We start from the raw sequence: 12,971 nt of genomic DNA on the forward strand, positions 1-12,971 counted from the left end.
ACCCCTTAACCTGTTCATTATACAAGACAGATTAAGGGGTGACAATATAATGCAAACTACGATGCAATATCTATATACTAAAATGTTAATAATGTTTAATTTGGAGAATACGGATTTATATGTACAAACACATTTTGTACGTTATCTTGTTTCATAAGCGTTTCTTTCACATGCTTTCCAATGCGATGTCCTTCTTCTACAGTAATGTATGGATCTACAGAAACTTTAATATCAACAATAACGTAATGACCATGTTCCCTTGCGTATAACGAGCCGATTTTTTTCACACCATCTATTTGAAGTACGGCTTCTCTAAGCGGAATAACATCTTCCTCATGAAGAACATGATCAAGCGTTGCATGAATTGCTTCTGCCCCAATACTCCATGCCATTTTTGCAACAAGAAGTGAAACAAATAATCCTGCAATTGGATCGGCATACACAAGCCAATCTAACCCGAACTTACCACCAATAATCGCTGCACAAATACCGATTAAAGCTGCAATTGAAGAAAACACATCTGAACGGTGCTCATATGCATTTGCAATAATTGCATCACTATTTACCCTTTTCCCTAATCGGAATTTATATTGAAACATTCCTTCTTTCACGATAATTGAAAGAACGACAGCAAAAATTGTAATCCCTTTCGGCGGTTCTAGTTCCTGTGAAAAAGCTTTTATGGACGAAATCGCTATCTCGATTCCCACAATAAATAATAATACTGCAACAATAATCGCTGAAATCGATTCCGCTTTACCATGACCATACGGATGATCTTCATCGGGCGGCTGCTTTGCTGCTCGTAACCCAAACAGTACAGCTAGCGAACCAATTACATCTGATGCAGAATGCACCGCATCTGCTAATAGCGCTTTACTGTTCCCAATATAACCAATTACCGCCTTTATAATCGCTAATATAATATTACCAACGATCCCGACAATAGCACCAAACTCGGCCTGTTTAAAACGTTCATCTTTTTCCATCATTAAAATCCCTTCTTTTCTTAACCTATCTTTTTATTGTAACAAAAACAGCGATAACATCACCACTTTCTTCCATTTCATCATTTCAAAGTAACTATCTTATTGTATCCACAAACGAAAAAAGAGATGCCTCATAAAGAGACATCATCTTTTTTATACTTGCGGTTCAGATTCTACTTTCTCAACCTTTTTCTTGTTTTTGCCCTTTTTCAAACGACGGTTTTCAAGCATTAACCAAATTTGAGAAGCAACGAAAACAGAAGAATACGTACCTACAACTAGTCCAACAAGTAACGCAAACGAGAAGTTACGTAGTGACTCACTACCGAAGATAAGCAGTGCAATTACTGGGAATAACACTGTTAATACGGTGTTAATCGAACGACCAAGCGTTTGGCGAATACTTGCATTTACGATTTCTTCTAAGTCTTTTATATCGCGAACTCGTTTTTTCTGTTTGTATAATTCACGGTTTCTATCAAACGTAACAATTGAGTCATTAATAGAATAACCGATGATTGTTAACACGGCAGCGATAAACGTTAAGTCTACCTCCAATTGGAAAATACTAAATATAACAATCATAACGAATGCATCATGTAATAATGCAAGCACTGCAGATAATGCGTACGTAAATCGGAATCGAATACTTACGTATAAAATGATAACTGCAGAAGCAATTAATACTGCGATAAATGCATTTCTTGCAATTTCTTTACCAATTGTCGGCGAAACTGTACTTACGTTTGGATCTGTACCATATTTATCGTGGAAGAATGTTTTTGTTTTCGCAATTTCATCTTTTGATAGAACACCTAATGTACGAACTGCGAATCCCTTATTGTCATCTCCAGTCGGTACAATGTTTTCTTCCTTCACGTCAATGTTCAATTCTTTAAAATCTTTATGAACATCAGACACAGTAACTGATTGTTTTGATTGCAGGTCGATACGTGTACCACTCGCAAAGTCAATACCAAGATTCATTTTGAAAATTGGTAAAATAATTGCACCTGCAATTACAACTACAATCGAGAAGATAAGGAATTTATGACCGACATTTACAAAGTTAATACGATCAAATTTCGTTGGTGGATGTACTACACCTTTTGTTAACGGAATAATATCCTTTTGTTTCACACCAAAGTATCCTGGTTTTTTATCGAAGTAACGGCTCTTTACAAGTAAACTTAGTAAGAAACGAGTACCGAATACGTTCGTAATAAAACCAACTAAAATACTTACAATTAAACTTGTTGCGAATCCTTTTACAGAGCTATTACCGTAAACGAATAATACACCAGCTGCTGCAAGTGTTGTAATGTTCGCATCTAAAATTGTTGCTAATGAACGATGGTTACCAGCACGGAATGCTGACATCATTGACTTACCAATTTTCAGTTCTTCTTTTAGTCTCTCGTACGTAATAATATTCGCATCAACTGCGATACCTACCCCGAGCACTAACGCTGCAATACCTGGCAACGTCAGAACTGCATGCATCCAGTTAAAGACAAGTAATGTAACGAAAATGTATAAACCTAACATAATAACCGCTACAAGTCCTGGTAAACGGTAGAATACAAGCATAAATAAGAAAATAAGAGCGATACCAATCGCACTAGCGAAAATTGTTTGCTCTAACGCTTGTTGACCAAATTTCGCTCCAACAGATGTTGAATACATTTCTTTTAAATCAACCGGCAGTGCACCTGCGTTTAATAAAGATGAAAGTTGTTTTGCACTTTCAACTGTGAAGTTTCCACCTACGATAGATACTTCAGCTTGGTTAAATACTTGACTTACTGTTGCTGCTGATAAGAATTTCGGATTCGGTTTTGCAGATTCTGCTTTATACGAATCTTTTCCTTCTTCAAAATCAAGCCAAATTACCATTAAATTCGTTGGTGGTGGCATTTTTGAAATTTTCTCAGTTACTTCACGGAATTTTTCAGCGCTTTTTAGTGTAAGACCTACACTCGCACGGCCTTGCTCATCAAATGTTTGCTTCGCTCCGCCACCTTTTAAATCCGTTCCATCCATAAGAAGATTGTCATCTACATCACGAAATGTTAATTTCGCTTGTGTTGATAACATTTCACGTGCTTTTTGCTGATCTTGTACACCAGCAAGCTGTACACGAATTCGATCTTGCCCTTCGATTTGAATGTTCGGCTCACTTACACCGAGAACATTGACACGATTTTCAAGAGCACCTACTGTACTTACAAGTACATCTCGATCGATTTTATCACCTTTTTTGGCTGGTTTTACTTCATACAGAATTTCAAAACCACCGCGAAGGTCTAGTCCTAGACTAATTCCTTTTGCTATGTCTTTTCCTGCCGCACCAATTACTCCACCGATTAATAAAACGATGAGGAAAAAGGCGGCAATTCTTGTACCACGCTTTGCCATATGTACCCTCTTTCCGCTACTAACACTTCAAATAAATCTTTTACGATTCACTTTTACACGTGTGCATACGCCTAGTTAGTAGACTTCCTTTCTATAATTTTGCTAGTTCCTCACCAGCTGTGTCGGTAAGTTTTTCACATTACCTACACTTTCATTATTTGTTTTCTCTCTTCACTACCTCCTTTATATATGATCTTAGACATAATTATTTCCTCATTATCAATACCTATCATTATACTGCAAAAGGAAGAACAAACCAATTGCAGTCGGTTATTTATTTTCATATTCATCAAATGACCAAAGCGGGGCTTGATATGCTTCAACAGTTAAATACGTCATATATTCATTAGCTGTTACTGTTAATACGTCATTAACTAATTCATACAATCTAACGTCACTGTCTATCTTCTTCCACTTTTTCACTTTAAGAAACTTCCAAATGTCATCATCTGTTACTCGGTCGTAGCCGAACATTTGGAACTCTTCTACTTTACTTTCTAAAACGACTTGTAACTGTCCGCGGTATGATTCTACCAAAGCCTCTCTATCTAACATATATAACATCTCCTTCTTATTTCAGCACGAAAAGTCGCTTTTAATCCCGCTCTAATGGACAGCAATAACTACTTTCAAGAGTACTCTCTTAAATGCTTGTCATTCTTGTCTCGTACGTGCATATAAATTATTGTAAATCATTCCACTGATTTTGAGAAGGTAGGAGAAGACCATGACGAGACAAAGCTTTTTAAAAGGCGCATTTATTTTAATGATCGCCGGCTTTATTACCAAAATTTTAGGATTTATTAATCGTATTGTAATGGCGCGTATTTTAGGAGAAGAAGGCGTTGGCCTTTATATGATGGCCGTCCCTACATTTATTCTAGCAATTACATTAACACAAATCGGTCTTCCTGTCGCAATCGCAAAATTTGTAGCAGAAGCAGAAGCTGTGAATGATAAACAAAAAGTTAAAAAAATATTAACAGTATCATTAGCTGTTACATCTGTTATTAGTATCATTTTAACAATTGGAATTATGCTCCTCACACCTATTTTAGCAAAAACATTATTAACTGATGAACGAACGTACTATCCATTAATGGCCATTTTACCTGTCGTTCCTGTTATTGCTGTTTCTTCTGTTTTACGTGGCTATTTCCAAGGGAAACAAAATATGAAACCTAGCGCTTACGCCCAAGTGATAGAACAAATTGTCCGCATTACAATTATCGCTATATGTATTCAATTATTTTTACCTTACGGCGTAGAATATGCTGCAGCTGGCGCTATGTTATCAGCCGTTCTCGGTGAAGTGGCATCGTTATTATTTTTACTTACTTTATTCCAGCGCGAAAAACATTTATCTATACGCTCTGGATTTTTCACTACTGTAAAGGAGAGCAAAGGAACATTTTATTCTCTTATGGATATTGCACTTCCAACTACAGGAAGTCGTTTAATCGGTTCCGTTTCCTATTTTTTTGAACCTATCGTCGTTATGCAAAGCTTAGCGATTGCCGGCGTTGCTGCCTCCGTCGCAACTCAGCAATACGGTATATTAAACGGGTATGCATTCCCGCTTCTTTCACTACCAGCCTTTATTACATACGCTCTTTCGACAGCACTCGTTCCATCTATTAGCGAGGCAATGGCAAAAAGACAACATAAATTAGTAGAACACCGCTTACAACAAGCTCTTCGAATCTCACTCATTACTGGCGGGTGGTCAGTCGTTATATTATACGTATTTGCTTCTCCTGTTTTAACTCTTATGTATGGATCAGATAGTGCAACAGCATTCATCCAGCTTCTTGCACCTTGCTTTTTATTTCATTATTTTCAAAGTCCACTTACCTCTGTCTTACAAGCTTTAAACTTAGCACGTGCGGCCATGATGAATACATTTATTGGTGCAATCGTGAAATTAATCGTTATTTTTGTACTAGCTTCAAGGCCAGAGTTTCAAATGATGGGGGTTGCCCTTGCAATTGCAGCAAATATCGTAACAGTAACATTTCTTCATTATGCTACTGTTTTAAAGAAAATTACATTTACCATTTACGCAAAAGACTATATTTTTGGCGGACTTGCCATCGGTATCGCAGGCTCCTTCGGTTTTTACCTTCATAAGTATATAGTTTTCTCTCATTCACTTGGCGTACAAACATTATGGGAAATCACTTTAACAACACTCGTTTATATTGTGCTCCTCTTCATTTTCAAACTCATTCGAAAAGAAGAGTTAAGTCGTCTCCCTATCATTCGAAAACTTTCATTTTTGAAGTAAATAGGCTTACTATTCCATATAGTAAGCCTCTAGTTTTCTTTCAAATCAACAAAAAATTTTCCATTTTGAAAACTACAGTATAAAATTTGTGTTACATCGTTATAGCCTAAGTTTTTTAATTTTTCAACAAGCCACTCGTCTGTATGTTCAATCATTTGTAAATGATTCGATTGAATTTCTCCATCGATAATAAGGGGAAGAGTAAACTGCAATGCATCCTGCCCGCCTTTTTGTTTTTGGAAGACAGATAACTTCCCAGATGGTTCTAAAATAGCGTATTCTACATCCCTAATATCTCCGACTCCCTGCTCTCTTAATTGCATCATTAAATCATCTATATTATATCGCTGGTTTCTCATCTTTTTTCCATCAATTTTTCCAGCATTAATAATGATTGCTGGTTCTCCTTCTATTAAATGCCGAAATCGTTGAAACTTTAAAGAAATGACAGACAAAATGATCTGTATACACATAAGAAAGACCATCGGAACTAATTGATGCCAAAGTGATTTATCCGTATTTTCAATTGCGACTACAGCCATTTCACCAAGCATAATGAATACGACTAAATCTAATACACTTAATTCTCCTATCTCACGTTTACCCATAAGACGAAAAATAATTAAGATGATAATATACAACAGCATCGTCCGGCCAATTACTGATACCCATTCCATTTTTACATCTCCTTTTTACGTATAGACTCCCCTATAAAAAAGAAAATAGTCTAACTTAGGCAAAAGGAAAATATGCTTGTATTAAAAAGGGGGAATGTATAAATGGATGGAACGAAAAAATTATCAACTGCAATCGGCTTCGGTATCGTTATCCTATTAATTCTCGCAACAGTTACTAGCATGATTATGGCTCTTTTATTAAAATTTACAGATATGAATGAAGGAACATTAGCTGTTACTATTTTTATACTAGCACTTTTATCTATGCTTATATCTGGGTTTACTGCCGGCAAAAAAGCACAAGGGAAAGGTTGGCTAGTAGGCTTCTCAACAGGACTTACATTCACTATACTTGTTTTTCTAGTTAACTATTTAGGCTTCTCTCAAACTTTATCGAACTCGCAGTTACTTTACCAATTAGCATTAATGGGCGCGAGTACACTTGGTGGCATTTTCGGTGTAAATATGTCCAAACAAAATAACTAAAAAAAGGCCCTGCACATTTCATGCAGGGCCTTCCTCATTAGTTTTTCACAACTTCACGAATCGCATTACGATCGAAAGTTAAGTGTGAACCGCCAGATTTAACAACGATTTTCGTCTCATCTACTGATTCAATTGTACCGTGTAAACCACCGATTGTTACGATAGCATCACCTTTTTTTAACTCACTTTGCATTTGAGCAACTGCTTTTTGACGTTTTTGTTGCGGGCGAATTAATAAGAAATAGAAAATCGCAAACATCGCAACGATCATAACGATATTCATCATACCTGGATTCATCTTTTGTTCCTCCTTTTAAACTATGTATTAGAAGTTTTTAGCATTCGGTTTATTAAAGCCATACTGTTCAAAGAACTCTTCGCGGAAATCGCCAAGACGGTCTTCACGAATAGCTTGTCTCACCTGCTCCATTAAGTTTAACAGAAAATGAAGGTTGTGATAAGACGTTAAACGAATTCCGAACGTTTCATCACATTTCATTAAGTGACGAATGTACGCACGAGAGTAATTTTTACATGTATAGCAATCACAGTTTGGATCAAGCGGACCGAAATCTCTTGCGAATTTCGCATTTTTGACAACAAGGCGCCCTTCACTTGTCATACATGTACCATTTCGAGCGATACGAGTTGGAAGTACGCAGTCAAACATATCAATACCACGAATTGCACCATCGATTAACGAGTCAGGAGAACCTACTCCCATTAAGTAACGTGGCTTATTATCTGGAAGAAGTGGCGTTGTAAACTCAAGTACACGGTTCATAATATCTTTCGGCTCACCTACAGATAAACCACCTACCGCGTAACCAGGGAAGTCCATTGAAACAAGGTCTTTTGCACTTTGGCGACGAAGCTCTTCGAACTCCCCACCCTGTACAATACCGAATAAACCTTGATCTTGTGGACGTTCATGTGCTTTTAAGCAACGCTCTGCCCAGCGGCTTGTACGCTCTACAGATTTCTTCATATATTCAAAAGTAGCTGGGAATGGTGGACACTCATCAAATGCCATCATAATATCTGAACCTAATGCATTTTGAATTTCCATCGCTTTTTCTGGTGATAAGAATAATTTATCTCCATTTAAGTGGTTACGGAAATGAACGCCTTCCTCTTCAATGCGACGGAAGTCACTTAAACTGAATACTTGGAAACCACCAGAGTCCGTTAAGATTGCACGATCCCAGTTCATAAATTTATGCAAACCGCCTGCTTCACGAATGATTTCGTGACCTGGACGTAGCCATAAATGATACGTATTACTTAAAATAATGCCAGAATCCATTGCTTTTAATTCTTCTGGTGACATTGTCTTAACTGTTGCAAGCGTACCAACTGGCATAAATGTTGGTGTATCAAATGAACCGTGTGGCGTATGTACACGTCCTAAACGGGCACCTGTTTGTTTACAAGTTTTAATAAATTCATAACGAATTGCTGTCATAATTTACTCCTTTTATTTGTTTCCCATTTTAGCGTGAGAGGCAACGAACATTGCATCACCAAAGCTAAAGAAACGATATTTTTCTTTTACTGCTTCATTATAAGCATGAAGTACATTATCTCTGTTTGCAAATGCACTTACAAGCATAATTAATGTTGATTTCGGTAAATGGAAGTTTGTAATTAAACCATCAATTGCTTTAAATTCGTAACCTGGGTACATAAAAATGTCTGTCCAGCCAGAAGCAGCACAAAGCTTGCCGTCATGATCTGTCGCAATTGTTTCTAACGTACGAGTTGAAGTCGTACCTACCGTAATAATACGTCCACCATTCTCTCTTACACGGTTTAATAATGCCGCCGTCTCTTCAGACATATGGTAATATTCTGCGTGCATATGGTGCTCTTCAATCGTATCAGCAGAAACTGGTCTAAATGTTCCAAGCCCTACGTGAAGTGTAATAAATGCTAACTCAACGCCTTTTTGTTTTAACTTTTCCAGTAACTCTTCTGTAAAATGAAGTCCTGCAGTCGGCGCTGCTGCTGAACCGATTTCTTTCGCATATACTGTTTGATAGCGATCGCGATCTTCTAGCGTCTCTTTAATATATGGAGGAAGTGGCATTTCTCCAAGTTCATCTAAAATTTCATAGAAGATGCCGTCATATGAAAATTCAAGCTGACGTCCACCTTGATCTGCAGTTCCTGTACAAGTTGCTTTTAATTTTCCTTCGCCAAAAGAGATAACAGTTCCTTCTTTTACACGTTTCGCTGGCTTAACAAGCGTCTCCCACTTATCGCCTTCTTCTTGTTTTAAAAGAAGTACTTCAATGTGTGCGCCTGTATCTTCTTTCACACCATGCAGACGAGCAGGCATTACTTTCGTTTCATTTAAAACTAAGCAATCCCCCTCATGTAAGTAAGAAAGAATGTCTGTAAAATGTTTATGCTCAATATCGCCTGTTTCACGGTCTAACACCATTAATCTTGATGTTTCACGCTCTTCTAATGGGACTTGTGCAATAAGTTCTTCTGGTAAATGAAAATCAAACAGATTAATATCCATAACTATATCCACCTATTTCTTATTTGAATCGATTTATTATATACATAATAAAAGATAATACAATACTTAACACAATACATGTAATGATAGGAAAATAAAAGGTAACGTTTCCTTTTTTCACAAAAATATCGCCTGGAAGTCTTCCAATGAACTTCCAAGCTAAGCCAAAAACGATAAGTAAGATCCCTGCTGTAATAAGCAATTTCGGCATCTCCGTCATACTTTTGGCATCTCCATTCCGAAATGCTCATATGCAAGTGGCGTTACAATTCGCCCCCTTGGCGTTCGTTGTAAAAAGCCAATTTGTAATAAATACGGCTCATACACATCTTCAATCGTATGAGATTCTTCTCCAATCGTTGCCGAAACCGTTTCTAATCCAACTGGACCACCACGGAACTTCTCAATAATACCAAGCAATAATTTATGGTCAATATGATCTAGACCTAATTTATCTACTTGCAGCAATTCTAATGCCATTTGTGTAATTTCCATCGTAACCGTTCCGTTACCACGAACTTGTGCGAAATCTCGTACACGTCGTAATAAACGATTCGCAATACGAGGTGTACCACGAGCACGTCTTGCAATTTCTAGTGCGGCTAACGAGTCAATTTCAACTTCGAATACTTCTGCTGTACGTTCAACAATCTCAGAAAGCTGATCTACTGTATAATACTCTAATCTTGAAAGCACACCGAAACGGTCACGAAGCGGCGCTGATAACGCACCTGCACGCGTCGTTGCTCCAACTAATGTAAATGGCGGTAAATCTAAACGTACAGACCTTGCTGACGGTCCTTTTCCAATTACAATATCAAGGCAAAAATCTTCCATTGCAGGATATAGTACTTCTTCAATTGATCTATGCAAACGATGAATTTCATCAATAAATAATACATCCCCTGGCTGAAGTGCTGTTAAAACAGCCGCTAAATCACCTGGCCTTTCAATTGCCGGTCCTGAAGTTGTTCTAACATTTACGCCCATTTCATTGGCAATAATATTCGCAAGCGTCGTTTTACCAAGACCTGGTGGTCCATATAAAAGCACGTGATCTAGCGTCTCTTCACGCATTTTCGCCGCTTCAATAAACACCTCTAAATTATGTTTCGCTTTATCTTGGCCAATATACTGACGGAGCGTCTGTGGCCGTAATGAATATTCTAAATCTGCATCTTCATATGCTGATTCCCCTGAAAGGAGACGTTCGTCCATTATACTCACCTCTTACCATTTAGTAAAAGACTAAGTGCCTTTTTAATATACTGATCCGTCGTTAATGATTCTTTTAATAACTCTGGTACAACGCGAGAAACTTCTCGTTCCGCGTATCCAAGTGCGCGCAGAGCTTCCAACGCCTCATCAAGCTCAGCTGAAGAACCTTTCTTCTCATCAAAACGTTCTTCGTCTGAGAATAAATCAACAAATGCATCTGGTACAACATCTGCTAGTTTTCCTTTTAAATCTAAAATCATTTGGCGCGCTGTTTTCTTCCCTACGCCCGGGAACTTCACTAAAAACTTCTCGTCCTCATGTTCAATCGCTTGAACGACCTGTCCTGTTTGACCAGAAGCTAAAATTGCAAGAGCGCCTTTTGGTCCAATACCAGACACGCCTAACAACTTTGTAAATAATAAACGCTCTTCACGTGTTTTAAACCCGTAAAGCGCCATAATATCTTCTCTCACATAATGATATGTATAGACACGGATTTCTTGCTTACTTCTTTGAAATACATACGGATTCGGTGTGAAAATTTGATAACCAATTCCATTATGATCAATTACGACATATTCCGGTCCTACATACTCCACGTAACCTGTAACATATTCAAACAAAATACGATCTCTCCCTCTTAAATCATGTATTCCATTTTAACATATTTAATGATAGAAAAGCGAGACTACCCCAACAAATGTTCTCTATTTGAAACTTCTGTTATTTTCCATTGACAGAAAGCATGAAGCACATTAATATACAGAAGTCGATAATGATTATCAATACTAATTAAAGGGGTTACATCAGGATGAAACGTAAGCTATTTATTTTATTTACTATTATGCTAGTTGTTCTTTCTATCGTTGGCTGTTCTTCTCAAAAAGAAGAATCAAAAGCAAAAGAACAACCGAAAACAAAAGTTGTAAAACACGCTAAAGGGGAAGCTACAATTCCAGTAAATCCAAAGAGAATTGTTGATTTATCGGGTTCAACAGAAGAATTATTACTTCTTGGACACAAACCTGTTGGTACAGCAAATACATATAAAGATAAAATCCAAAAGCATTTGACAGAAAAGCTAGACGGAGTAAAAGCAGTAGGTTGGTATTGGGCACCTAAAGTTGATTTAGAAGCTGTTACTGCTTTAAAACCAGACTTAATTATTTTGAACAATCGTCAATTAAAAATTTATGATCAACTAGAAAAAGTAGCACCGACAGTTGTTCTAGAAACAAACTTAGAAGACTGGCGCGGTAAGTTTAAAGAAGTAGGTAAACTATTTGACGAAGAAAAGAAAGCCGACAAATGGATTGCAGACTACGATAAAAAAGCCGACTCTTTATCTAAAAAGATTAAAGAGAAAACAAAAGATGAGAGCTTTATGTTCATCGCAGTTACACCACAAAACTTCCGTGTATACGGTAGCTTCGGGTACGGTGACATCATCTTTAACGACTTAAAACTTCCAGCAACAAAAGGTACAGATTTAAAACAAACGATGGCGCAAGTATCGCTAGAAGGTCTTGTTGCATTCCAACCTGATCAAATGTTTATAGTAAACTTTGGCGGTGAAGCTGATAAAGTTTACGAAGACTACAAAAACAGTGCCGTTTGGAAAGACAATAAAGCAGTAAAAAACAATCACGTATATGAAGTATCAAACGAAATCTTCAATACGAAAGCTTTCAATCCAATCGGAAAAGATATGCTAATCGATGAAATCGCAAAACAAATTTTAGATAAAAATAAATAAGAAAAAAAGCAGCTCACCATGAGCTGCTTTTTTTCTTATTTTGCACTGCATATTGTTTCATTTTTTCAATCGTCTTCACAAAACCTTCTTTTGATTTAATACGAATACCACGTTTCAATTTCGCACGCTCATAACTCTCAAGCTTTTTCATATCAATTTGAAAGAAGGAATGAATCGCATTATCGCTTTTCGGTACACCTTTAAAAATTTGTAATATCCCTTCCTCTGACACGCCAAAATAACCGCTCGTTTTTAACAACGGAGAAATATCGTCAACTTTCTTTTGTAATACGATTTGTACATCATCACGATCAACGAGCTGCCATTCTTTATACTGCTGTAAAAACTTTTCTAAGTCTGCTACTTTTTCTGTAAAGATTTCCTCACTTACTTCTCCATCAACATACATTCGCTCTAATAAAATTGTAACTTGAGGGTCTTTCTCTGTTACTTCTGGTACTGGCCCTTCCGCCTTCGCATTCGTTCCATAAACGAAACAAAACATCATAACGAAAGCTTGCATCGCAATCAGTATCCATTTCATTTCCGTTCACCTCTTTTAGGCAAAATCATACTTTCATTAGTAGTTTTTCCGGAAATGGGGGTTTTA

Annotated in this window: 14 protein-coding genes; 3 read left to right on the top strand and 11 right to left on the bottom strand. The window is 37.2% G+C overall.

The window, feature by feature from the left end; all coding sequences use genetic code 11:
• Nucleotides 1-95: 95 nt before the first annotated feature.
• The 3 genes from PDQ40_RS12915 to PDQ40_RS12925 form a co-directional block, all read right to left on the bottom strand.
• On the bottom strand, nt 96-989 hold the full coding sequence (locus tag PDQ40_RS12915) for a cation diffusion facilitator family transporter (RefSeq protein WP_033674155.1): 894 nt from the start codon (nt 987-989) through the stop codon (nt 96-98).
• 153 nt (nt 990-1,142) lie between these two features.
• Nucleotides 1,143-3,407, bottom strand: a complete 2,265-nt coding sequence (secDF, locus tag PDQ40_RS12920) for a protein translocase subunit SecDF (protein ID WP_001119080.1) — start codon at nt 3,405-3,407, stop codon at nt 1,143-1,145.
• 270 nt (nt 3,408-3,677) lie between these two features.
• Entirely contained in the window at nt 3,678-3,962 is a 285-nt protein-coding gene (locus PDQ40_RS12925) for a post-transcriptional regulator (protein WP_000886980.1), read from the bottom strand.
• 172 nt (nt 3,963-4,134) lie between these two features.
• On the opposite strand from PDQ40_RS12925, the gene spoVB reads away from it, so the two are divergent.
• Nucleotides 4,135-5,694, top strand: a complete 1,560-nt coding sequence (gene spoVB / locus PDQ40_RS12930) for a stage V sporulation protein B (RefSeq protein ID WP_000198282.1) — start codon at nt 4,135-4,137, stop codon at nt 5,692-5,694.
• A gap of 29 nt (nt 5,695-5,723) precedes the next feature.
• Here spoVB and PDQ40_RS12935 read toward each other — a convergent pair whose 3' ends face one another.
• On the bottom strand, nt 5,724-6,371 hold the full coding sequence (locus tag PDQ40_RS12935) for a DUF421 domain-containing protein (protein ID WP_000455393.1): 648 nt from the start codon (nt 6,369-6,371) through the stop codon (nt 5,724-5,726).
• A gap of 102 nt (nt 6,372-6,473) precedes the next feature.
• Between PDQ40_RS12935 and PDQ40_RS12940 the strand changes: the two genes are divergently transcribed.
• Nucleotides 6,474-6,857, top strand: a complete 384-nt coding sequence (locus PDQ40_RS12940; protein ID WP_000349147.1) for a TIGR04086 family membrane protein — start codon at nt 6,474-6,476, stop codon at nt 6,855-6,857.
• A 37-nt stretch (nt 6,858-6,894) separates the two neighbouring features.
• On the opposite strand, the gene yajC is transcribed toward PDQ40_RS12940, so the two are convergent.
• From yajC to ruvA, 6 genes are read right to left on the bottom strand one after another with little or no spacing between them, the layout of a single operon-like run.
• Nucleotides 6,895-7,155: a preprotein translocase subunit YajC gene (gene yajC, locus PDQ40_RS12945; RefSeq protein ID WP_001068067.1), complete on the bottom strand. Its 261-nt coding sequence runs from the start codon at nt 7,153-7,155 to the stop codon at nt 6,895-6,897.
• Nucleotides 7,156-7,182: 27 nt separating this feature from the next.
• Entirely contained in the window at nt 7,183-8,322 is a 1,140-nt protein-coding gene (gene tgt / locus PDQ40_RS12950) for a tRNA guanosine(34) transglycosylase Tgt (RefSeq protein WP_000125362.1), read from the bottom strand.
• 12 nt (nt 8,323-8,334) lie between these two features.
• On the bottom strand, nt 8,335-9,387 hold the full coding sequence (gene queA, locus PDQ40_RS12955; protein ID WP_000354031.1) for a tRNA preQ1(34) S-adenosylmethionine ribosyltransferase-isomerase QueA: 1,053 nt from the start codon (nt 9,385-9,387) through the stop codon (nt 8,335-8,337).
• A gap of 19 nt (nt 9,388-9,406) precedes the next feature.
• Nucleotides 9,407-9,607, bottom strand: a complete 201-nt coding sequence (locus tag PDQ40_RS12960) for a DUF2905 domain-containing protein (RefSeq protein WP_270691445.1) — start codon at nt 9,605-9,607, stop codon at nt 9,407-9,409.
• Nucleotides 9,604-10,605: a Holliday junction branch migration DNA helicase RuvB gene (ruvB, locus tag PDQ40_RS12965; RefSeq protein ID WP_046197784.1), complete on the bottom strand. Its 1,002-nt coding sequence runs from the start codon at nt 10,603-10,605 to the stop codon at nt 9,604-9,606. The genes PDQ40_RS12960 and ruvB overlap by 4 nt, the downstream gene beginning before the upstream one ends.
• A 5-nt stretch (nt 10,606-10,610) precedes the next feature.
• Nucleotides 10,611-11,228: a Holliday junction DNA helicase RuvA gene (ruvA, locus tag PDQ40_RS12970; RefSeq protein WP_000464508.1), complete on the bottom strand. Its 618-nt coding sequence runs from the start codon at nt 11,226-11,228 to the stop codon at nt 10,611-10,613.
• 188 nt (nt 11,229-11,416) lie between these two features.
• On the opposite strand from ruvA, the gene PDQ40_RS12975 reads away from it, so the two are divergent.
• Nucleotides 11,417-12,361 carry an iron-hydroxamate ABC transporter substrate-binding protein gene (locus tag PDQ40_RS12975; RefSeq protein WP_000823600.1) on the top strand — a complete coding sequence of 315 codons (945 nt, stop codon included), beginning with the start codon at nt 11,417-11,419 and terminating at the stop codon, nt 12,359-12,361.
• Between the two features lie 13 nt (nt 12,362-12,374).
• On the opposite strand, the gene PDQ40_RS12980 is transcribed toward PDQ40_RS12975, so the two are convergent.
• Nucleotides 12,375-12,905, bottom strand: a complete 531-nt coding sequence (locus PDQ40_RS12980) for a BofC C-terminal domain-containing protein (RefSeq protein WP_000871180.1) — start codon at nt 12,903-12,905, stop codon at nt 12,375-12,377.
• Nucleotides 12,906-12,971 lie beyond the last annotated feature (66 nt).

This window comes from Bacillus cereus group sp. Bc061, assembly GCF_027715825.1.
In the GTDB taxonomy this organism is placed as follows: domain Bacteria; phylum Bacillota; class Bacilli; order Bacillales; family Bacillaceae_G; genus Bacillus_A; species Bacillus_A paranthracis.